The following is a 22,644-nucleotide window of genomic DNA, read 5'->3' as shown; positions in this document are numbered from 1 at the left end:
TTACGGGTTAATTACAGCCACATCCTCCACCGGTCTTTCCGCCATTCGCGCCGGAAGCGCCTTCACGGTACACCTGGAAACTTGTTTCGGTTTTCTGAATCTTTCTGTTACCCAATACCATTTCTGAGTCATTGAGCTTTTGCTTCTGGTATTCTTTGACATTCACACAGGAGGCAACCAGAAGCCCTGTGCAGGCAGCACATAATATATACTTCATGCGTAATGCAGTTTAATATTTTTTGAAACGAATAGCTGGTTGTCATCACTGATGATCAGGCAAGACAAACCGGGAATCTGGTTGATGAGGGCGAGTCCGGCCTCAACTCCCATTACCATTACGGGTGTTGTCATTGCATCTGCCAGTTCGGCATTATTGCAGATGATCGTTACACTTTTGATGCCACTGACGGGCAGACCTGTTTTGGGGTGAATCGTGTGCGAATATCTTTTTCCATCGATAACCACATACTTTTCATAGTTGCCGGATGTCGCCACAGCCAGTCCGGATATCTCCATTGCTGAAAAGGGCGCACCGGCGAGATCAGGGTGAGCGATACCAACTGTCCAGGGCTTGCCGTCGGCCTGTGTTCCCCAGGCACAGAGGTCGCCTGACGCATTCACTATACCACTTTTCACGCCGAGGCTGATAAGCACCTGTTTGGCCTGTTCAGCGGCATAGCCTTTCCCGATCCCGCCGAACCCGATCCGCATGCCGCGCTCTCTGAGAAATACAGTTCCCTCCAGTTCGTTTAGCAGTACGTTTCTGTAATTGATCAGGTGGACACTTTTTTTAGCGGTTGCCTTGTCCGGCAACGCCTTCATATTCCTGTCGAAATTCCAGAGACTTCTGTCGACGGATCCATAGGTGATATCAAAGGCGCCATCAGTGACTGTCGCGATACGCTGGGCACGACGGATCAGCGCAAACATTTCAGGATCAACTTTAACGGGCCTGATCCCGGCCATGGCATTTACCTGGTTGGTCTGACTATTGTCATTGTAGGTAGTAAGGAGTTGTTCTATCCGGGAGATCTCGGCGATTGCTGCATCGATGCCGGCTTCCGCCTGCTGAGCATCGTCATCCACTACAGTCAGTTCGAAATGGTTGCCCATCAGCTTTTGTCCTCTTCTGAATTCCTGCAACACGTTCAGGGCTTTTTCTGACTGTAAATACTTTTGATTGTTTCCACAAATCCGGATAATCCTTCTGCCGGATAACCTTCCCAGCTTTTCAGAGACTTTCCCGATTCATCCAGCAGAACTGTGAACGGGAACTTCCCCTGCGGATTGTAGGCGTCAGCCAGTTGCTCATTTTTTTTCTGCTGGTCCGGTGGTAACTGGTGCGCTTTCAACCGGGGGAAATCAGCATTTACCATCGCGAGGGAAATGTCTGCGAACTGATTGAATTCAACAGATTCAAATATATCTTTATGCATGCGGATGCAGGGGCTGCACCAGTCCGACCCCGAAAAATTCACCAGGATCAGCCGGTGCTCCTTTTGCGCCACATTTTTCGCCGTTTCAAAATCCGGCTGCCAGTGCGGACCGCCCAGCATGATATTCAGTATCAATAGCGATATCAGTTGCATCGTCGCGAGATTTTACAAAGTATAACCAATATCCGACCAGAAAGATCACTTCAATTTCGGTTAACATCTGAATAACGAATACCTACCGTAATCAGGGTACAGACTGATGTTCGTCATATCCGGCTGATCATTCACCGCCTAATTTGGCACCATGGATAAACAGCCCAGTTCAGCCGGCGTCCGGAAGGAAACCGGCACCTGTTATCATTGTGGAACCATTTGTCCAGCCGCCGCGCCGGTACTGGAGGACAAGTTTTTTTGCTGCGAGGGATGTAAGACCGTGTATACAATTCTGAAAGGGAATGGCCTTTGCAGGTATTATGACCTTAACCAGCAGCCGGGATTGCGTCAGGACAAGCCTGAGTTTCCAGGGCGCTTCGGCTTCCTGGATCAGCCGGAAATTGCAGCCCGTTTTATCCGGTTCGAATCGGAAGACACCCTCCATCTTGAGTTTTATCTGCCCCAGATGCACTGCAATTCCTGCCTTTACCTGCTGGAAAAGTTACCGCAGCTGGACGACTCAGTATTGTCCTGCACCGTACATTTTACCCGTAAGGAAGTGTCGATAGTTTGTAAGCGCCGTAAGGGGCAGGTCCGCAGGGTGGCAGAATTGCTTACGCATATTGGTTATGAGCCATATATATCATTGAGTGACCTGACAAACAAAAGGCCGGGCGTTGACAAATCCCTCCGCATGCAGCTCGGTGTCGCCGGGTTTTGTTTCAGCAATATTATGCTGATGAGTTTTCCGGAATATTTCGGAATTGATTCCATGGAGCAGACCCTCCAGTTGTTTTTCCGATGGTTCAACCTGGTGCTGGCAATTCCTGTAGTCTTTTATTCCGCTATTCCGTTCTATCGGAGCACGGTCAAAAGCCTTCGGGCAGGCTTCCTCCATATCGATGCGCCCATTGCGCTGGCCATCGTGATCACCTTTACCCGTAGTGTCTATGAAGTATTCTCACATACCGGGGCCGGTTATTTTGATTCCCTTTCGGGCATTGTTTTCTTTATGCTGTTGGGCCGGGTATTGCAGGACAAAAGCTTCCGGCAGCTTTCTTTTGAAAGAGACTACACTTCCTATTTTCCGATAGCGGTTAATGTAAAAAAAGGCGAGACTGAAGATGCGGTTGCGCTACCAGACCTGAAGCCTGGGGATACTGTGGTGATCCGTGCAGGAGAGATCATTCCTGCTGATGGAATTCTGACCAGTGGTGAAGGATTTATCGATTATGCATTTGTGACTGGTGAGTCGATGCCGGTACACCGGCAGATGGGAGAGTTGTTATATGCAGGTGGGAGGCAAAGTGGCGGCAAAATCGAGATGTTGATCATGAAGGAGGTGGTACAAAGTTATCTCGCCAGCCTCTGGAACAAAACAGGTACTGCGAAAAAGGACACAAACCTGTCATTCGTTCATGCGTTGAGTAAATACTTTACCTGGATAGTGCTTGCTATAGCCATGCTTACTGCTGCCTACTGGGAAATGCATGATGTGTCAAGGTTGTGGCAGGCAGTAACGGCGGTATTTATTGTGGCCTGTCCCTGTGCGTTGTTACTGGCCAATAGCTTTACCAATGGCAACATTCTTGGCATTCTTTCCCGGAACGACTGTTACCTGCGGAATGCCGGTGTGATTGAATCGCTGTCAGGTGTCACTCATATTGTATTTGATAAAACCGGAACGCTGACCCGGGCTTCTGATACTTCCCTCAAATATACCGGGGCTCCATTGCCGGAAAAACAACTGGATACTATTGCGGCGCTTGCCTCCGGTTCCGGCCACCCGTTGAGCCTGGCGCTTGCCCGCCACCTGAACAGGCCGCTGGAAGGCATTACCCTGAGGGGCGTAAAAGAATTTGCAGGGAAAGGAATTGAGGGCTATGCAGGAGACGAAATCGTCAGGATCGGCAATGCTGCCTTTACGGGGGCGAGACCCATAGCAGGCCTGAAACAGTGCATTTACCTGAGCTTTGACGGCATTTCTCCCGGGTATTTTACGGCGCAGAACAGGTATCGCGACGGGATTGAACAATGGTTGAACAAGCTTAAAGGGAAATATAAGCTGTCCGTACTTTCCGGTGACAATGCCGCTGAGCGACATGCGCTAAACAGTCTTTTAGGGAGGGGCTGCACCCTTTATTTCGACCAGAAGCCTGAAGACAAACGCGACTATATCAGGTTTTTGCAGGACAGGGGTGAAAAGGTGCTGATGATTGGCGACGGGTTGAATGATGCTGCCGCGCTGGAAGCTGCCGATGCCGGTATTGCCGTAAGCGAGGACCACAATAATTTCACACCGGCCAGTGACGGTATCATGCAAGCCCGTTCCTTACCTTTGTTGCCGGCAATCCTGAAGTTGGGCATGGTCAACAAGCGGATTGTAATGGCCAGCTTCATATTATCCCTGGTATATAATATTGCCGGACTATTCTTTGCCGTACGCGGCGTCCTTTCCCCTATGGTAGCGGCAATTCTGATGCCCGCATCCACCCTCAGCATCTTCCTGGTGACCTTTGGCGCCAGCCGTTATGCTTCTAAGCGACTCGGTCTGACCGTGAGCAGGCGAAATGCTGATGAAAATCACCCGCGTACCTGATGTCTACCATCACCGGCCCGTCCGATACAGAATAGCTTTACCAAATAAATACAGTTATGGCTGTTATCCTTTTACTGCTTGCTGCCAGTATTTCCGTTGCAGCAGTTTTTCTGATTGCCTTTATCTGGGCGATGAAAGACGGGCAGTTTGAGGATGATATTTCACCTGCCTCACGTATTCTGTTTGACGACAATCAAAAGCCAAATTCCCAAGAGTAATTCTTATGCAGCAAGACAAATTTTATTACGACAACAGCATCGTCAGGGCCTTCGGATATGCTACCGTTGTATTCGGTATCGTTGGTATGCTGGCAGGTCTTTGGGCCGCGATCCAGATTTACTATCCGGAAATCGGCCTGGGGCTGGCAGCAACTACATTCGGACGGATGCGCCCGGTGCACACCAACGCCATTATTTTCGCATTCGTCGGCAATGCTTCCTTTGCCGGTATTTACTATTCCCTGCAGCGGCTTTGTAAGGCAAGGCTTTACAGCGACAGGTTGAGCTGGATCCATTTCTGGGGATGGCAGGCGATCATCGCTGCTGCTGCAATCACCCTGCTGTGGGGTAAAACCACCGGCAAGGAATATGCAGAACTGGAATGGCCCATTGACATAGCCATCACCGTGGTATGGGTCATTTTCGGGATAAATATGTTTGGTACTATCCTGAAGCGCCGCGAACGGCACCTGTATGTAGCGATCTGGTTTTATATCGCTACATGGCTAACCGTTGCGATGCTGCATATTGTCAATTCTTTTGAGATCCCGGTATCACTCTTTAAAAGCTATAGCTGGTATGCCGGCGTGCAGGATGCACTCGTGCAGTGGTGGTATGGCCACAACGCCGTTGCGTTTTTTCTGACCACGCCGGTACTCGGACTGATGTATTATTTCCTTCCGAAAGCCGCCAACCGGCCGGTGTATTCCTATCGCCTTTCCATCATTCACTTCTGGGCCCTAATTTTTATCTATATCTGGGCCGGACCGCACCACCTGCTGTACACAGCATTGCCCGACTGGGCCCAGTCACTCGGTGTGGTATTTTCCGTAATGCTGATCGCACCCAGCTGGGGCGGTATGCTGAACGGTTTATTCACCCTTCGCGGTGCATGGGATAAAGTGCGGGAAGATCCTGTGCTGAAATTCATGGTGGTAGCCATTACCTGTTATGGAATGGCAACTTTTGAAGGCCCCATGCTGAGCCTCAAAAATGTAAACGCTATCTCTCACTTTACTGACTGGACAATCGCCCACGTGCATATCGGCGGACTTGGCTGGAACGGTTTTATGGCTTTTGCCATTCTCTATTACCTGGTTCCGAAAATGTGGGACACTACTTTGTATTCCCGCAAAATGGCCACCAATCACTTCTGGCTGGGAACCATCGGGATCATCATTTACGCAGTACCCATGTACTGGGCCGGTTTCGAACAGAGCATCATGTGGAAAACCTTTACGCCGGAAGGACAGCTCAAGTTCCAGTTCCTGGAAACAGTTACCAGCATCAAGCCCCTGTATGTGCTGCGGAGCATCGGCGGTGCGCTCTATCTCACCGGTGCTGTGATTATGACCTACAACCTTTACAAGACTATACGCAAGGGAAGTTTCATTGCAAATGAAGCGGCTGAAGCTGCGCCGTTGCCGGTGTTGCAGGAACACAAAGGGGAGTACTGGCATCGTGTGATCGAAAGAAAACCCGTTACCCTGCTGGTACTCAGCCTGATCGTGGTTGCTGCCGGCGGCATGATTGAAATGATTCCCACCTTCCTGGTGAAGTCCAATATTCCTACCATCGCAAGCGTTAAGCCCTATACGCCGCTCGAATTGCAGGGCCGCGATATTTATGTTCGCGAAGGTTGTTATACCTGTCACTCGCAGATGGTACGCCCTTTCCGTGATGAAGTAGCACGATACGGGGAGTATTCCAAAGCCGGTGAATTTGTGTATGATCACCCATTTCAGTGGGGGAGCAAAAGGACGGGACCGGATCTCGCCCGCGAAGGTGGCAAATATCCCGACAGCTGGCATTACAACCATATGTATGATCCGCGATCAATGTCACCGGGATCCATCATGCCGCCATATCCCTGGTTGCTTGACAATATCATTGATACCGCGTCAACCGCAGCAAAGATCAGGGCGATGCAGCGACTTGGTGTTCCTTATCCTGAAGACTATGATCAGCAAGCCAATAAAGACCTTGACCTGCAGGCCAAAGGAATAGCCCTGAACCTCCGCGGAGATAAGATAAAAACCAATCCGCATGCGGAGATCGTAGCCCTGATCGCTTACCTGCAACGAATCGGAAAAGATATCAAAACCGAAGTCCCCAAAACTGCTCAAAAATAATTACGATGAAATTCATTCACTATATAGAAAAGATCAGTGGCGTTGACCGCTACGGGATCACCTCCCTGCTCGTATTCGTACTTTTTTTTACCGCGATGCTGGTTTGGGTGTACCGTACCAAAAAAGAGCGCCTTGATGAACAGGCACATATTCCGCTGGACTAACCCCTAAATGAAAAGGTATGTTATCTATACTATCCCGAAACTATAAATCACTGTCCTGTTTATTGCTGGCCGGAGTATTTCCCTTCCTGACTGTATCTGCCCAACCACCGGTTAATGAGGCCGACGAACTGATGTCCAGCCCCACTGCCATTATCCTGCTCATTCTTGCAGCGATCCTGCTGCTGGTGATCGTGCTCCTCGCCAACCTGTTGCTTCGGCTGGCCCAGGTAAAAGCGAATGACGAGGAAAAGGAATCGGCCCAACCCCGTGTTTTATGGACAGTGGCCGGGTTGTCTACTTTTGCATTTACAACACTGGTCAGTGTGATTTTCCTGGAGCTGATCGTTATTCTTGCGCTGCTGATCCAGGTGAGGTTGCTGCTGAAACGGTCTGTGCCAGCGCATGAGGCGGCACCCCGAAAGGTATTCTCCTTTAAGAAGTTCTTCGAGAAAGCCAACAGCTTCCGTCCGATCGAGGAAGAAAAGGATATTGATATGGGCCATGAGTATGATGGTATCCGCGAATTGGACAACCGGCTGCCGCCCTGGTGGTTGTATGGCTTCTACCTGACCGTGATTGTTTCCGTGATCTATCTCTGGCGTTTCCACGTTAGTCATTCGGCACCTTCCAGTGAAGAAGAATATGTGCATTCGGTTGCCGTAGCAGAAGCGGAAGTGAAAGCTTATCTCGCTAAAAAGGGTGAGGCAGTTGATGAGAATTCGGTAACTGTATTGACGACACCGGGTGACATATCAGCAGGGAAAGACATCTTCATCAAATCCTGTGTGGCCTGTCACAAGGCCGACGGTGGCGGCAGTGTGGGGCCAAACCTTACCGATGAATTCTGGATTCATGGTGGCAATGTGAAAAGTGTATTCAAAACGATCCGATATGGGATCAATGCGATGCCGGCATGGCAGAACAGTTATTCCAATAAGCAGATCGCGCAGGTGGCCAGTTATGTAAAATCGCTGAAAGGAACCAACCCCCCGGGTGGTAAAGAACCGCAGGGTGAAAAGGAAGCTGATGAAAACGAATCAAACGCAGGATCAACTGCCAACCAGTAATTTTCGTGACAGTCTGGCAACGGTAGACAGTCAGGGCAAGCGCCAATGGATTTTTGCGCAGCAGCCCAAAGGACGATTTTACAATATCCGTACGATCGTCAGTACTGCCTGTTTTATACTTTTCCTGGTACTGCCTTTCCTGAGGATCAGTGGAAGACCTGTATTGCTCTTTAATATTCCGAACGCTACGTTTATACTTTTTGGAAAGGTGTTCTGGCCGCAGGACTTTTTTATTTTTGGTGTAACGATGCTCACGTTTATCGTGTTCATCATTCTCTTTACAGCAGCTTTCGGCAGGATTTTCTGCGGTTGGGTTTGTCCCCAGACCCTGTTCATGGAAATGTTGTTCCGCCGGCTGGAATACCTTGTAGAGGGAGATGCGGCCGCGCAGAAAGTATTGGCCCGTGAGCGCTGGAGTTCAAAATGGGTGCGTAAGAAACTGACTAAGCACCTGGTTTTCTTCCTGGTTTCATTCCTGATAGCCAACGTGTTTCTTTCTTATGTGATCGGAACGGATGCCTTGTTTGCCATCATCCGGGAACCTGTGTCGATGCATGTTGGCGGGCTGATGGCAATACTGGCGTTCTCCGGAATTTTTTATGCGGTGTATGCGTATTTCAGGGAGCAGATTTGTACCGTTATTTGTCCCTACGGCCGCCTTCAGGGTGTACTGCTTGACAGGAACTCCATGATTGTCGCCTATGATTATAAAAGAGGGGAGAAGCGGGCCAAATTCCGGAAAGATCCTTTGCCGGAAACGGGCGATTGTATCGATTGTTTTCAGTGTGTGAAGGTTTGTCCCACAGGCATTGATATCCGGAATGGCACCCAGATGGAATGTGTTGGTTGTACGGCGTGTATTGATGCCTGCAATGCCATGATGCATGCCGTCGGCCGTATGCCGGACCTGATCCGTTATGCATCGGAAAATGGAATTGCTGAAGATCGTCCGCTGCGGTTTTCGGGAAGGATGAAACTTTATTCTGTACTGCTGGTGGTGTTGACCGGGTTGCTTTCCTTTCTGCTGGTCAGCCGTAAAAACGTTGATGGTACAATTGTACGTGCACCGGGATTGCTTTACCAGGAGCGGGGAGCCGACAGCCTTTCCAACCTGTATACAGTGAAGATGGTGAACAAGACACTTGCTGATATACCTGTTACCCTTCGCCTGGAGGATGCGCCGGGAAACATCGTGAATGCAGCAGGGGAACAGGTTCTTGTTCCAAAGGAAGGTCAGGGCCAGGCTTCGTTTTTCGTTGTATTGCCGAACACCTATGTTCATGATCGCAAGGTTCCTGTGAAAGTTGGTGTGTATTCCGGAAAAGAAAAAATCGTAGAGCTCAAAACGAATTTCATGGGCCCGTTCAATAAACAGTAAAAACAGCGCTTATGCATTGGGGTAATAAAGTAATGCTGGGATTTGTCGCTTTTGCGGCGATGATCGGTTATCTCGTATTTCAGTCATTCCGTACGCGCTTTGACCTGGTAGAGCCGGACTATTACCGCAATGAACTCCGTTACCAGGAAGTGATTGACGGGTCGCGGAGAGCTGCTGCCATCGCAGACAGCGTGCAGTTGTCTGCCGAAGGAAAACAGGTCGTGTTGCAGCTGCCTGCAGGTAAACCGGTTTCCGGTGAGATCTGGTTTTATTGTGCCCAAGACGCCAGGCTGGATAAAAAATTTCCGCTTAACCCAGACAGCGAAGGCCGCCAGGTTTTTTCGGGTATTCCTGCAGGTATCCGGTTTACCGCGAAATTGCGCTGGCAACAGGAGGAAGAAACTTATGTTGTTGAAAAAACACTTTACCTGGCGCCATGACAACTGCAGCCATCATAGCAGCACTGGCACTTGGCTTTTCGGGAAGTGTGCATTGCGTGGGCATGTGTGGTCCGCTGTTGATGGCGTTGCCTGGCCGTGAAGGCGGGAGATCTTCTTTTTTCCTGAACGTTTTGTTGCAGCAGTCAGGTCGTATACTAGCTTATGTTTCGCTGGGTGCTGTTGCGGGTGCGGCGGGAAGCATGTTGCTGAATCCGCAGTGGCAGGCAATGTTTTCCCTGGTGGCAGGTGTTGTGCTGCTGGCAGGTGCATTGATGCGGTATTTTCCCTCAAAATTCACCCGGAAATTAGGGTCGTCGCGGGTAGTTATTGCTTTGTGGCAAACTGTGGAGAGGATGAAAAGCCGGTTGGGCGAAAGGGTGAGTGCTGTGCTGATGGGCGTGTTGAATGGTTTCCTCCCCTGCGGCATGGTGTATTTCGCCCTGCTGGGGGCGTTGACGCAACAGCAGGTGTCGGGCGTTACCGGATTCATGGCCCTGTTTGGAATAGGCACATTGCCGGCGATGCTGCTGACCGGCTGGGGCACCACACTGATTTCAGTTGACCTTCGCAAAAAAGCGGCCTGGATAAGTCCTGCATTTATGGCGATAGCCGCAGTGCTGCTGATTACCCGCGGGCTGCAATTGGGTGGGGCCCAGGGCACCTACTGGCTACAGTTATTTTCTCATGAGGCAATAGGTTGTGCGCATTGAGGGTTCTTTGATATTTTTATACCACGGAATATTATTATGCGACAGGAAGCAGACAGCAATGAGGCTTTATTCAGGCATGCCAGCATGGGCATTGTCGTAGTGAACAGCCGCGGAGCCATCATACGTGCAAATCCTTTTGCTGAAAAGCTGTTCGGCTATGCTGCTGATGAGCTTGCCGGCAAACCGATCGAAATATTGATCCCCTCCCGGTATGCCGCCCGGCACATCGGGCACCGCGAGGCCTACGTGGAAAATCCCAAAAGCAGGCCAATGGGCGTGGGGATGGACCTGTACGCCGTGACGAAAGATGGTCGTGAATTTCCCGTTGAAGTGAGTCTCGGTAATTTTAGCCATGACGACGAGCAACAGGTGATTGCATTCATCAGTGATATTACGGTCAGGAAAAGAGCCGAAGCAGAGATTGAAAAGCTGAACAATGATCTGGAAGAGACCGTTGAGCAGCGGACGAGGGTTTTAAAAGATACCCTGCAGCAACTTGAACTGAGCCTGGAGAAAGAAAAGGAACTGAATGAGCTGAAATCCCGTTTCGTTACCATGGCTTCCCATGAATTCAGGACGCCGCTCAGCACAGTACAATCCTCCGCTTACCTGATCGGAAAATATACGAGCACTGACGATCAGCCGAAAAGGGAAAAGCATCTTCAGCGCATTTATTCTTCCATTACGATGCTCACTGATATCCTGAATGATTTCCTCAGTGTCGGAAAAATCGAAGAAGGAAAGATCCTGGTGCGAAAAACGACCTTCCGGATTGCTCATTTTGTGCAGGAGGTACTGGCGGAAATGGGCAATAACCTGAAACCGGGGCAGCAAATTCAGTTTGAACATTCGGGTGCGGAGGAAGAGGTCTGGCTGGACCCTTCCCTGCTTAAGCATATAATGCTTAATTTACTTTCCAACGCGAGCAAGTTCTCTCCGCCGGGCAGCATCATTTCGGTTACCAGCCAAATGGGAACTGATGGACTGGAGATTGCAGTGCAGGACCGGGGAATGGGAATTTCGGCGGAAGACCAGCAACACCTGATGGAAAGGTTTTTCAGGGGAGCAAATGCATTAAATATCCAGGGAACGGGGTTGGGATTGCATATCATTTCAAAATATGTTGAACTGATGGATGGGGAAATTGCCTGTGAAAGTGTGTTGGAAGAAGGTACCACATTCTTTATCCGGTTCGACAAGGTGAAACATTATGAAGCGGAAAAAAATATTACTCATTGAAGACAATGACGATGTTCGCAGCAATACAGCGGAGATTCTGGAACTGTCGAACTATGAGGTGATTGTTGCGGAAAATGGAAAAATTGGTGTTGAAAAGGCAATGGAGCATCGTCCGGACCTGATTATTTGCGATATCATGATGCCGGTGCTGGATGGTTATGGTGTGCTGCATGCCATCAACCGCAACGCAGCGATCAAGCATACGCCATTTATTTTTCTGACTGCCAAGAGTGAGAAAGGTGATTTTAGGAAGGGTATGGAATCCGGTGCGGATGACTATATCACCAAACCCTTTTCCGGCAGCGAATTATTAAATGCAGTGGACAGCCGCCTGCGTAAATGGGATCTGATGCAAAAAGACCTCGGCGGGGGATTGGAAGCTGTGGATGAATTGCAGCGGGAGGCGATGCCGAAAGATCTTCATGCCGTTGCAGAAGCGCAGAACAGCAACATATACAAGAAAAAGCAGGTGATCTATGCGGAAGGGAATCACCCCGGCCGACTGTTCTATATCCTGGAGGGGAAAGTCAAAACCTATCGTACCCACGAGGATGGCAAGGAGCTCGTAACCGGACTATTTGGTGTTGGTGACTTTATCGGGCATATCGCATTGCTTGAAGGCACGACCTATAAGGATACGGCAATTGCTCTGGACGATTGCAGAATTGCCCTGGTGCCCCGCGATACCTTTGAGACGCTGCTGAATGGTAATCCTGAAATGAGCCGGAAGTTCCTGCGATTACTGGCCAGCAATATCAATGAAAAGGAACAGCAGCTCGTGGCACTTGCCTACAACTCTCTTCGCCGGAAAGTTGCTGATGCACTGATGCAGTTGCGCAATAAATACAAGACCACTGGCAACACCTCATTTGAAATGGATATCAGCCGGGAAAACCTGGCCAGCATTGCCGGCACGGCTACGGAATCACTGATACGGACGCTCAGTGATTTCAAAAGCGAGGGCCTGATCGATATCAAAGGCGGCAAGATTCTCCTGTTGCAGGAAAAGAAGTTACAGGATCTGCTCAACTGATCTTTATTTTACCAGGAATTGCTCAAATTCAGCGGACAGATTTTCGAAATGCTGATGCAGGAGGTGAAGGTTGTATCTGATTGCTGCACGTTTTTGGTCGCGGGTTTCAGGAGCGACAGCATTTTCCCAGGCCACTACTTCATCGCGGAGAACGCCTGCAAACACATCTGTTTTTACGAAACCATTCTGGAAATATTCTGCTTTTTCCATTTCCACCGGTTCGCAGCTGTGCTGCAGCCACAGTGAAAGCTGGTTTTTTAACTGGATATTCTGATCCAGGATTGCATTGATGTCCTGCTTCCACGTCTGACTTTCGTCCATCAGTTGTTGTTTATTCTCTATCAGCATGTGTCAGACAGCTTTACTGTAAACCGGTTTGTTATTGGGTTCGAACCGGGGATCGATTGCCGCACAGATATTTCTCAGGAAGGAGAATCCGGCTGCAGTTACTGTAATGTTGTTCCCCTCGGAATTTACCAGGCCATCGGCTTCCAGGGGGCTGAGCCTTTCCAGCCAGTTCGGGTGAATAGCTGATAACGCCTGCCGGTCAAGGCTTGTATGACCATGGCAGATGATCTGCTGAATATGTTTACGGATGGTTTGTTCTTCCTGCTGCGAATAGTATCCTTTTACGACCGCAGGTTTGCCTGTAGCAACGGCTGCATAATATTCCAGTAAGGATTTTGCATTCTGGGCATAACCAAAACCCGTGTCGCTGATGGACGATACGCCCAGTCCCAACAGCAGTGCTGAAGGGAGGGGAGTATATCCCATGAAATTGCGATGAAGTCTGCCTTCCTGCCTGGCGAGGGAGAGGTCGTCGCCAGGAAGTGCAAAATGATCCATACCGATCTCCTGGTAGCCATGTTTCAGGAAGATCTGTTTTCCGGTTTCATAAAGCCGGAGTTTGGTTTCCGGATCGGGAAGGTCGTGTTCATCAAAGAGACGTTGTGCACGGCTGGTCCATGGTACATGCGCATAACTGTAAAAAGCAATACGGTCAGGTCTGAGCGAAAGCGCGGTCTTCAGTGTCTTTTTAAGACTCTTTTCAGTTTGCCGCGGGAGGCCATAAATCAGGTCAAAATTGATTGACCGGTAGCCCTGCCTGCGGGCTTCTTCAGTAACCCTTACCACATTTTCGAAGGGCTGAATGCGGTTGATAGTACGTTGTACCACAGGGTCAAGATCCTGGATACCATAACTTACCCGCCGGAATCCGGCAGCTTTCAATACGGCAAGATGGTCGCTGGTAGTATTGTTGGGATGCCCTTCAAAACTGAACTCATGGTGTTTGGGTACCACGGCAAGATTGAAAATGGCATGCAGCAGGTGTTCCAGGTGGGCGGGCGAGAAGAAAGTAGGCGTACCGCCACCCAGGTGACATTCCCGGATGACCGGTACTTCTGACATCAGGTCCCGGTAGATCTTCCATTCCTCAAGTAAAGCTTTGATATAGGGATCTTCCACGTCGTGATTGGTGGTGATCTTTTTGTTGCAGCCACAATATGTGCAAAGCGATTCGCAAAATGGGAGGTGGAGGTAAAGGGACAGGCCATTCCGGGGATGTTGCTTGCTGAAGGCTTCCCGGAAATGATCTGACCAGCCGGAAGCGTCTATACTGCTGTTCCAGTCCGGCACAGCCGGATAGCTGGTGTATCGCGGAACGGGCAGGTTATATTTAACTGCGAGCGAAATGGGCGTTGCGGTATTAACAGTCTGAAACATAAGGTGAAATTACCGGTACTGACACGGGTGGCATATGACCACGGGCAAGCTGTTTTCTGATCTTCGTCAGCGATCACTTACCGTCAGCGATTCATCCTGCCTGATTTTTATCCCTTAAGGCGACCTAGCCGGAATAACGGAACGATAATTGCGGTACTACCCTTGCCACAGCCGTTGCCTATTGTTTAATCAACGTTCACTTCCCGCGCCAGCGCTTTAAACAATACAACGGCAACACCCTCTCCCGAATAGTTACTGTTGGTAGCGTAAAAGATTTCTGTACCCGAAGGATTTTTTCCTAATTAAAATTTATTGCCATGCCAAACAGAATTCCTTTTGCGCGACCCCTGCTCCTGGCTGCTGCGTTTGCTGCCCTGGCACTCACCCGATGCAGCGACGATGATGATGATCCAACCCCACCACAGGATAAAAACATAGCGCAGGTCATTACTGACCGCGATGATTTCAGTACACTGGAAGCCGCCATGGTGAAGGGTGACATGACCGCTACTTTGAGCGGTGCGGGTCCCATGACATTGTTCGCTCCTGACAATGCAGCCTTTGATGCTGCTGGTATAACCACCACAGTATTAACGGCAATGTCTGTAGATGAAGTCGAAAATATGTTGCAATACCATTTGCTGGGGTCCAGGATCGATGCTGCATCATTACCCGCAGGTCCCAATGCAAAAGTGCTTACTGCGCAGGGTGATTCCCTTTGGGTCACCAGGAATGCCAATGGAACCTATGTAAACGGATCACTGGTTGAAGAAGCAGATATTGCTGCAACCAATGGATTACTGCACAGGATCGGCTACGCGCTGGTGCCGCCATCAGGAGATATGGTAGAAGTCGTTCAAACTCCAGATAATGGACTTGACTCCCTTGCCAAGGCATTACAGCGGGCCAATGATGCACCTGGCGGAAATCCTGACCTGATTAATACATTGAAAGCGTCTGTATTTACGGTTTTTGCACCCAGTAATGCTGCCTTTACTGAACTCCTGACAGGGTTGGGTGTAACTGACATCAATGACATTCCGGTTGCCAACTTATTGGGTGTACTGGGGTATCATGTTGTACCGGGCCGTTCATTTTCTTCGGACCTGTCCAATGGAGCCCTGACAATGTATGCGGGCGGTACCACCACCGTTAACCTGTCGGATGGTATTAATGGTGGTCCAACCATCACCGGCACAGGTAATACCGGCAACAAGTCAAATATCACCAAAGTGAATTGGGTGGCTACGAATGGTGTGATCCATGTGATTGATCGTGTATTGCTGCCATAACCCGTCTCCATATATCGTCCATATCAACAAGGTCGTCGTGCGGATGCAAACCTGCACTGATGACCTTTTTATTGTTTAGTAGTTTATCTGTTTATAAGTTTAGTAGTTGCCATTGCTTTTATTTAGCCATGGGCATTGTATATACCTTTAATCCTGTTCTTTCCGGAACTTCCCGCTGACGGGATCCAACTGCTAAACTTATAAACAGATAAACAACTAAACTTTCCTTAAACTTCCCTTCACATTCCGGTAACACTTCCTCTACATCTTCGCATCGCCAAAAAATCTCCCAAAACCAAAACGATTCACATGTTACCGCTACAACGGCGGATCGGGCTTTTATTGCTCCTGATCTTCGCCATGACTATCAGCTATGCACAAACGAACCTTGCCGGTATCAACGGTAAGATCAACGGCCCGGACAGCTCGCAGCTTTCCCGCGCGACTGTTACGGTGAAAAACGAATCTACAGGATTTAGCTACCGCACTCTTTCCAATGATAAGGGTGAATTCTTTTTTAAAGAGCTACCCCTGGGGTCGCCGTATTCCATTACCGTGGAACACGCCGGAATGACCACGCAGAAGCAAACCGGTTATGCGCTCAACCAGGGTGATCTCATCCAGGTAGCTTTTCAGCTGGAAACAAAAACGGATGATCTGGCTGCCGTAGTGGTTACAGCGGGATCGATCCGTCACAAGATTGAAAATATCGGTGCCTCCACTGCGGTAACTGCAAAGGATATCGCCCGGCTCCCGGTGAACGGACGCAACTTTACCTCCCTGATCGATTTATCTCCCCTGAGTACCGGCGGCAGCCTGTCAGGCCAGCTCGCTTCTTCTACCAACTATACCATTGATGGCATGTCGGGGCGTGGTACTATTTCAGGCGGTCTTCCTTCAGGCGCGTATGCCATTACCATGGAAGCCGTTAGGGAATTCCAGGTGGTAACCAATCAGTATGATGTTACCTATGGCAATGCCGGTGGTGGTACCATCAGTACAGTGACCAAGTCCGGTTCCAATACATTTGGTGGCAGTGCGTTTGCCTTCATGCGTACCGACTGGTTGTCAAGTCCCTATGGACTGAACGGACAGAAGCGCAACCAGCCATTTTCCACCTACCAGTATGGGTTCTCACTGGGTGGACCTATCATCAAAGACAAGGCGCATTTCTTTATCGCTTATGATCGTCAGCAGGACGCACGGCCATTGTCCATCGCCAACATTCAGTCTCCCGCAGACGAAAAGCGGCTGAACGTTACACAGGCAACACTGGACCGTTATCTCGGGATCGCCCGCGAAAAATATGGTGTGGCCAATTCGCCGCAGTTCGGGCAGTTTGACAAGCGCAAAAGCACCCATGCATTGTTTGGCCGTATCGACTGGCAGCTGAACCAGCGGAACCTTCTGACCATCCGGAACAACTTTATCTATGATATGGACTATCAGTCTGATGGTGACAATACTGCCATCAACCTCTATGAAGTATACAGCAGCCGGAAGAGTATGAACAACAGCCTGATGGCGTCATTGCGTTCAACACTCAATGATCATGTTACCAATGAATTGAAATTGCAGCATTACTGGGAATACAATGTACTCATTGCAAACGACCAGTTGCCGGCGGAAAATATTCCGCGGGCCATTGTGCAGAATATCCAGAGTCCTGCTGGTGAAGGGGTAACCTATACTACAGCTATCCAGCTCGGTGGACAGCGTTATGGCGGCGACTATTTCAATAACACCCGCATCCAGCTGGTGGACAATCTTTATTGGAATACCGACAAGTTCAAATTTACTTTTGGTGGTGGCCTGAGCTTTATTCGTCAGAATTCCATTTATGGCAGTGAGATCAACGGACGCTTTTATATCACCGGCCTCGACAACTTCGATGCGCTGAAGGCTTACCGTTATGCGCGGGAAATATATCTCTCCGATGACCAGAATATCAAGTTCAATATCTTGTCCCCTAACTTATATGCACAGGCGCAGACAACCCTGTTTCCCGGTTTTGATGTAACCGCTGGTGTAAGGGTTGATTACACAGACTATCTTGACCAGGCGAATTTTGATCAGACCGTTTACAATACACTCGGTCTGAATACTTCCAACAAGTTGGCAACCCTCCAGGTACAGCCACGCATCCAGGCATCCTGGAATATCGGCGAACGTGGAAGGGATATCATCCGCCTGGGCGGTGGTATAATGGGATCGGCGTTGAATCCGTACTCCATGATCAATAATATGCTGTTTGACGGATCGCATATTATGAGCGTTGACCTTTCCGGCGACCTGGTGCCCACACCAAATTTCCCGGCTTACCGGAACAACCCGGCAACAGCCCCTGGACGGGATCTTTTGCAGGATCCTGCCATTCCTAAGATGGCTACTATTAACATGAACGGGAAGGACGCCAAAGTGCCTACCGTATACAAAGCGAATTTTTCCTATACCCATTTCTTTACGGAGCGTTTCCGGGTGAGCCTCAGCGGCTACTATTCGCAGGCACGTAACAATTACACTTATGTTGACCGCAACATGGTTGACCAGCCCTATTTTACCATCGCTGCAGAAGCGAACCGTGGCGTATACGTACCGGCAGTCACCATCAATACCAGTAATGGTAATGCTGACTGGACCAAGGGCCGCAAGACAACTGAAGTAGGACGTGTACTGGAGCTGATCAGCACGGGGAAATCAAGCCAGTTTGCTGCAGTGATTGATGGTGCCTACCGATATTTTAAAGACGGAGAGATTGCATTTTCCTATACCCGCAATCAGACCAAAGACAATACTTCCTATAATGGAAACGTGGCAAATACCGCTACCCTGGTGCAGTATACAGGCAACGATCCCCGTGACCTGAGCAGAACATCCTACTCGGATAACCAGTTCCGTGACAAGCTGGTCGTTTACGGAACGGCACCCACCTTCTGGGGTGTTAGTATAGGGCTTCGTTTCAGTGGTATCGGCGGAACCCGGTATTCAATGGTGGTAAACGGTAACGTGAACGGCGACTTTGTGGCCAGTAATGACCTGGCTTACGTGTATGATCCCAACGATGCGGCAACACCGCAGTACCTGAAAGACGGCATCAATGCAATTCTTGATAACCCTAACGTGGAGAAAAGCGCGAAAGAATACATCAGGAAGAGCTTTGGGAAAATCGCTGAAAGAAATGGCGGAGTGAATCCGTTCTATGGTGTATTTGATCTGCGGCTGTCGAAGAAATTCCGCACTTTCAAACGCCAGTATATTGAAGTCTCCGGTGAATTGTTCAACGTGGCAAATATGCTGAAGCGCGACTGGGGCGTTAACCACAACCTGGGAGCTACCACCCTGTATACCATTAAAGGATTTGATCCCGCAGTAAACCAGTACAAGTACAGCGTGAATACCAATGCCGGTGTAAGCAGCCTGAGCGGCAATCCTTACCAGTTGCAGCTAGGTGTTCGTTATGGATTCTAACTGTTCAAAAAATTGAATATGCGGAACAAAGTTTTAATCGTTTTTCTCCTTCTCAGTGTGTGTTTACCTGTGGCCCTCCGGGCCCAGGTGACTGCACCTGCACGTTATGTGCTGCTGGTTACAGTGGATGGGTTTCGTCCGGAGTTTTACCTGGACAGCGCTTATGGCATGCCGACAGTGCGGGAGCTGATGAAACATGGTGTTGCGGCTGAAGGTGTAAACCCTGTTTTCCCTTCAGTTACTTATCCGGATCATACCACCATGGTGACGGGCGTTACGCCTGCAAAACATGGTATTTATTACAATACTTTTTTTGAGCCGGCTGGATCAACGGGGCAATGGTACTGGGATTATAAGCTGATCCGGACGCCCACGATCTGGTCGGCGATGCATGATGCGGGAAAGACTACTGCCTGTGTGCGGTGGCCGGTAACCTATGAGGCGCCGATCGATTACCGCATTCCGGAATACTGGGATCCGAAAAATATGCAGGATTCCCGGGGTGCAACGGCGGCTGCCACCTGGCCACTTGCCTTGTGGAAAGAAGTACAGGACAGTGCAACAGGCTATCTGAGAGCGGAAGACATCGCTTCGGATCATGAAGAGCTGATCGCAGATGAAAATATGGGCAGGATCGCCGGCTATATTCTCCGCAGGTATAAACCCAATTTCATGGCCGTTCACCTGGCGGCAACGGATCACTATGAACACGAAGAGGGGCGCGATGCCTATATCGTAAAAGCCGCAGTCAGCGGTGCTGATCGCGCCATCAAGACCATGCTGGAAGGCCTCCGCAGGGCTGGTATAGCCGATAGTACGCTGGTCGTGATCCTGGGAGATCACGGATTTGAGAATATCTACCGCAGCTTCAATCCGAATGCAGTACTGGCATTAAATGGCCTGATCGGTGACGTGAAAAAAGGGCAGTGGAAGGCCCAGTTTCACAGTTCCGGCGGATCCGGTTTTCTGCAGTTGAAAGACCCCAAAGATGTGAAGACGCTGGAAAGAGTAAAGCAATTGCTGACAGCATTGCCAGATACCACCAGGCAATATTTTGCCGTCGTGGATAAGGGTAAATTGACTGCAGTAGGCGCTGATCCGGGTGTTCAGCTGGCAATCACCGGGTTGAATGGAACAACGATCGGTAATGGAACCCAACAATTGATGGTGACTTTCCCCAAAGTAAAGGGAACCCATGGATTCTTTCCCGATCATCAGCAGATCCGGACAGGATTTGTGGCCTGTGGTCCGGGCCTGCAGGCCGGAGTACTTATCCCTGAAATGAATATGGTGGATGTGGCGCCGGTCATCGTGGCCCTGTCAGGTATTAAGCTGGAAGGCATGGAGGGGAAGGTGCCTGCCGCTATACTGAACAGCCAGCGTCAGGCAGTCGGTAGTAAATGATGTATTGAAGTATAGTGGTTTATAAGTTTAGTTGTTGAGTACCCGAAAGTCACGATGTTGGAATAATATCCAGGATCCCACCGGCGCGGGAACAACAGCTAAACTTATAAACCAATAAACTTTTAAACTATTATCTTTTTTCGCAGATACTTTGAAACAGCTTTGCTGTCTCAACACTTTCCTCATGTGAGATCGGCTTGGTAATGTATGACAAAGCGCCCAGTTGCATGCATTTGTTTGCTTCCAGCGGATTGATAGAGGTGGAATAAATGATTACCGGGATGTGCCGGAACCTTGGATCGGCTTTCAATGACCGCAGGGTTTCTGTGCCGTTTTTTAAAGGCATATTCAGGTCGAGAACGATTAGTTCAGGGAGGTTATCGGACTGACCATACCTGTTGAGCGTATCCAGGGCTTTTTCACCGTTTTCTGCATAGCCTATGGTAGGTGCAGCAGGAATGCTTTCCAGGGCTCCCCGCAGGATCTCGAAATCATCCATATCATCATCCACAATCAGAATTTTCTGAAAAACCATAGTCGAATTTAAGCATTAAACCGGGTGCGTGGGAGCGTAACATAAAAGGTAGACCCGACACCTGGCTGTGAACTTGCATTCACTTTTCCATGGTGGATATCGATGATCTTCTTGCAGATGGCAAGACCAAGTCCGGTTCCTTCATATTGGCTGCGGTCATGAAGGCGCTGGAACAGGGTGAGCATTTGCGGGAGATATTGCGTCTCAAATCCAATACCGTTGTCGATAAAAGCAAGCGTGACGAAGTCTTTGTCGACAGTGGCTTCAAGCCTGATAACCGGAGGCCTGTCGGGCGATGAATACTTCAGTGCGTTGCTGATCATGTTGCGGATCAGCTGCGACATCATCCGTTTGTCGGCTTCAAGATGCGGCAAGTCAATGATCTGCAGTGTTGCATTGGCTTCAGCGACCACCATGTCAAAATCACCGGCAATTTCCAAAGCCAGTTGCTGTAGGTCGATATTTTCCCAGTGTATGGCGTTTCTATTGATCTGTGAAAAAACCAGCAGGTCCTGGATCAGGGTACGCATCCTGGTAGCCGACTGGTTCATCTTGACGAGGTATTCGCGGCTCTTACCAGACATTTCAGCGCTTGTCTGTGTGAGCAGCCAGTCGCTGTAATAAAGGACTTTCCTGACGGGTTCCTGCAAGTCATGTGACGCGACAAATGCAAATTGCTGAAGTTCCTGGTTGCTTCGGTTCAGTTCAGAAATAAATTCTTCCTGTTTCTGCTGATACTTCTCCAGCTGCAACTGGATTTCTTTCAGCTCAAAATTATCTTTCAGCGTTGCTTCTACCAGCTTCTGCGCATGAATGTCCACGAGTGCGCCGATCCAGTATTGAACGCCTGATTGTTCGTCAGCCAGCGGTGTAAGCGAAAGTTCATGCCACAGGAAACTGCCATCAGGTGCATAACGAATACGCAGGGCGGTTTTGATCGTATGGTCGGAATTGATGATCCCGTGGTCGATAAGTTCACGGAACATGGGGTAATCGCGTTCATGAACGACCTGTGACCAGCGGCTTAGATTCAGTTCATCGAGGTCCAGCCCGCTCAGCCGGTACATCCATTGGTTGGCATACAACAACCTGGCTTCCCGGTTCATGGTAAATATGGCTATCGGCAGCGTATTCGTCAGTGTTTTATACTGCGATTCACTCTGCTGCAGGCGTTCGGACAGGTCCTGGAGCAATTCATTTTTTCGCTTGAGCTCATCATATGGCGAAACGGGTGGTTCATTGCGGAAGATATTGCGCCATTCATCGATCCTGGAAATATCAATGCGGAAGGAAGGCTGAATACGGTAATGGAGATCGATTTTCGTCTGGTTGCCCATGGGCAGCACCTGGAATTTGTGCACCAGTTTTCTGGCATAGGCGATGCCCTGGCGGAATGTTTTGGCATCATGCTGATCAATCAGGGATGCGACGATATAGTTTTGCTTGAGTCCTGCATCGACTTTCAGATCGAGGAAGCCCTGTTTTCCGCTTTCGATAATGTTCCGGGCTATCTCTGAAACAGCAGTAGCAAAAGTGGTTTGAGCAGAAAGGCCCAGTCCCGCCAGCTCAGCCAGTTTCATGGAGCGTTTATGGGCCAGGATCAGGTCCAGTTCATTCTCCAGTGTTATCCGCGCAATATCCTGCATGGTTG

General features: G+C 49.5%; 20 protein-coding genes. 13 read left to right on the top strand and 7 right to left on the bottom strand.

Going from position 1 to position 22,644, the window contains the following annotated elements; all coding sequences use genetic code 11:
* Positions 1 to 7 precede the first annotated feature (7 nt).
* Genes FPE01S_RS21560 through FPE01S_RS21550 form a run of 3 tightly spaced genes read right to left on the bottom strand, consistent with a single transcriptional unit; the run spans position 8 to position 1,589 of the window.
* The gene (locus FPE01S_RS21560) at positions 8 to 217 is read right to left on the bottom strand and encodes a DUF4266 domain-containing protein (RefSeq protein WP_046371134.1); all 210 of its coding nucleotides are present in this window, start codon (positions 215 to 217) and stop codon (positions 8 to 10) included.
* On the bottom strand, positions 214 to 1,146 hold the full coding sequence (locus tag FPE01S_RS21555; protein WP_245624044.1) for an FAD:protein FMN transferase: 933 nt from the start codon (positions 1,144 to 1,146) through the stop codon (positions 214 to 216). Before FPE01S_RS21555 ends, FPE01S_RS21560 begins: the two co-directional genes overlap by 4 nt.
* Positions 1,147 to 1,148: 2 nt before the next feature.
* The gene (locus tag FPE01S_RS21550; protein ID WP_046371133.1) at positions 1,149 to 1,589 is read right to left on the bottom strand and encodes a thioredoxin family protein; all 441 of its coding nucleotides are present in this window, start codon (positions 1,587 to 1,589) and stop codon (positions 1,149 to 1,151) included.
* 151 nt (positions 1,590 to 1,740) lie between these two features.
* On the opposite strand from FPE01S_RS21550, the gene FPE01S_RS21545 reads away from it, so the two are divergent.
* Genes FPE01S_RS21545 through FPE01S_RS21505 form a run of 10 tightly spaced genes read left to right on the top strand, consistent with a single transcriptional unit; the run spans position 1,741 to position 12,569 of the window.
* On the top strand, positions 1,741 to 4,188 hold the full coding sequence (locus FPE01S_RS21545) for a heavy metal translocating P-type ATPase (RefSeq protein WP_046371132.1): 2,448 nt from the start codon (positions 1,741 to 1,743) through the stop codon (positions 4,186 to 4,188).
* Between the two features lie 56 nt (positions 4,189 to 4,244).
* A complete protein-coding gene (gene ccoS / locus FPE01S_RS21540) occupies positions 4,245 to 4,406 on the top strand; it encodes a cbb3-type cytochrome oxidase assembly protein CcoS (protein WP_046371131.1) in 162 nt (53 codons plus the stop codon).
* Positions 4,407 to 4,411: 5 nt separating this feature from the next.
* Positions 4,412 to 6,538 carry a cytochrome-c oxidase, cbb3-type subunit I gene (ccoN, locus tag FPE01S_RS21535; RefSeq protein ID WP_046371130.1) on the top strand — a complete coding sequence of 709 codons (2,127 nt, stop codon included), beginning with the start codon at positions 4,412 to 4,414 and terminating at the stop codon, positions 6,536 to 6,538.
* Positions 6,539 to 6,543: 5 nt separating this feature from the next.
* On the top strand, positions 6,544 to 6,702 hold the full coding sequence (locus FPE01S_RS25585; protein ID WP_072054031.1) for a cbb3-type cytochrome oxidase subunit 3: 159 nt from the start codon (positions 6,544 to 6,546) through the stop codon (positions 6,700 to 6,702).
* 17 nt (positions 6,703 to 6,719) lie between these two features.
* Positions 6,720 to 7,769 carry a cbb3-type cytochrome c oxidase N-terminal domain-containing protein gene (locus tag FPE01S_RS21530; RefSeq protein WP_083990392.1) on the top strand — a complete coding sequence of 350 codons (1,050 nt, stop codon included), beginning with the start codon at positions 6,720 to 6,722 and terminating at the stop codon, positions 7,767 to 7,769.
* Complete coding sequence (gene ccoG / locus FPE01S_RS21525; protein ID WP_046371129.1) at positions 7,729 to 9,147, top strand: cytochrome c oxidase accessory protein CcoG; 1,419 nt, start codon at positions 7,729 to 7,731, stop codon at positions 9,145 to 9,147. The genes FPE01S_RS21530 and ccoG overlap by 41 nt, the downstream gene beginning before the upstream one ends.
* Before the next feature lie 11 nt (positions 9,148 to 9,158).
* The gene (locus FPE01S_RS25190; RefSeq protein ID WP_083990390.1) at positions 9,159 to 9,587 is read left to right on the top strand and encodes a FixH family protein; all 429 of its coding nucleotides are present in this window, start codon (positions 9,159 to 9,161) and stop codon (positions 9,585 to 9,587) included.
* Entirely contained in the window at positions 9,584 to 10,297 is a 714-nt protein-coding gene (locus tag FPE01S_RS21515) for a sulfite exporter TauE/SafE family protein (RefSeq protein WP_052956080.1), read from the top strand. The genes FPE01S_RS25190 and FPE01S_RS21515 overlap by 4 nt, the downstream gene beginning before the upstream one ends.
* 36 nt (positions 10,298 to 10,333) lie before the next feature.
* On the top strand, positions 10,334 to 11,536 hold the full coding sequence (locus FPE01S_RS21510; RefSeq protein ID WP_046371128.1) for a PAS domain-containing sensor histidine kinase: 1,203 nt from the start codon (positions 10,334 to 10,336) through the stop codon (positions 11,534 to 11,536).
* Positions 11,508 to 12,569, top strand: a complete 1,062-nt coding sequence (locus FPE01S_RS21505; RefSeq protein WP_046371127.1) for a response regulator — start codon at positions 11,508 to 11,510, stop codon at positions 12,567 to 12,569. Before FPE01S_RS21510 ends, FPE01S_RS21505 begins: the two co-directional genes overlap by 29 nt.
* Positions 12,570 to 12,572: 3 nt before the next feature.
* Here FPE01S_RS21505 and FPE01S_RS21500 read toward each other — a convergent pair whose 3' ends face one another.
* Both FPE01S_RS21500 and hemN read right to left on the bottom strand, forming a co-directional pair.
* The gene (locus FPE01S_RS21500; protein ID WP_046371126.1) at positions 12,573 to 12,917 is read right to left on the bottom strand and encodes a hypothetical protein; all 345 of its coding nucleotides are present in this window, start codon (positions 12,915 to 12,917) and stop codon (positions 12,573 to 12,575) included.
* Positions 12,918 to 12,920: 3 nt separating this feature from the next.
* Positions 12,921 to 14,294 carry an oxygen-independent coproporphyrinogen III oxidase gene (gene hemN / locus FPE01S_RS21495; RefSeq protein WP_046371125.1) on the bottom strand — a complete coding sequence of 458 codons (1,374 nt, stop codon included), beginning with the start codon at positions 14,292 to 14,294 and terminating at the stop codon, positions 12,921 to 12,923.
* Between the two features lie 317 nt (positions 14,295 to 14,611).
* Between hemN and FPE01S_RS21490 the strand changes: the two genes are divergently transcribed.
* From FPE01S_RS21490 to FPE01S_RS21480, 3 genes are all read left to right on the top strand, one after another.
* Positions 14,612 to 15,586 (top strand): fasciclin domain-containing protein, encoded by a 975-nt coding sequence (locus FPE01S_RS21490; RefSeq protein WP_046371124.1) that lies wholly within the window; start codon positions 14,612 to 14,614, stop codon positions 15,584 to 15,586.
* Between the two features lie 309 nt (positions 15,587 to 15,895).
* Positions 15,896 to 19,054: a TonB-dependent receptor gene (locus FPE01S_RS21485; RefSeq protein ID WP_046371123.1), complete on the top strand. Its 3,159-nt coding sequence runs from the start codon at positions 15,896 to 15,898 to the stop codon at positions 19,052 to 19,054.
* An 18-nt stretch (positions 19,055 to 19,072) separates the two neighbouring features.
* Entirely contained in the window at positions 19,073 to 20,458 is a 1,386-nt protein-coding gene (locus FPE01S_RS21480) for an alkaline phosphatase family protein (RefSeq protein WP_046371122.1), read from the top strand.
* Between the two features lie 130 nt (positions 20,459 to 20,588).
* Here FPE01S_RS21480 and FPE01S_RS21475 read toward each other — a convergent pair whose 3' ends face one another.
* Both FPE01S_RS21475 and FPE01S_RS21470 read right to left on the bottom strand, forming a co-directional pair.
* Positions 20,589 to 20,993, bottom strand: coding sequence for a response regulator (locus FPE01S_RS21475; protein WP_046371121.1), 405 nt, complete (start codon positions 20,991 to 20,993; stop codon positions 20,589 to 20,591).
* Positions 20,994 to 21,001: 8 nt separating this feature from the next.
* Entirely contained in the window at positions 21,002 to 22,639 is a 1,638-nt protein-coding gene (locus FPE01S_RS21470; RefSeq protein ID WP_046371120.1) for an ATP-binding protein, read from the bottom strand.
* Positions 22,640 to 22,644: the final 5 nt, after the last annotated feature.

Origin of the sequence: Flavihumibacter petaseus NBRC 106054, assembly GCF_000974785.1 — a bacterium.
GTDB lineage: Bacteria > Bacteroidota > Bacteroidia > Chitinophagales > Chitinophagaceae > Flavihumibacter > Flavihumibacter petaseus.
Note: the sequence above shows the minus strand (reverse complement) of the source record. Positions and strands in the feature narration are given on the sequence as shown.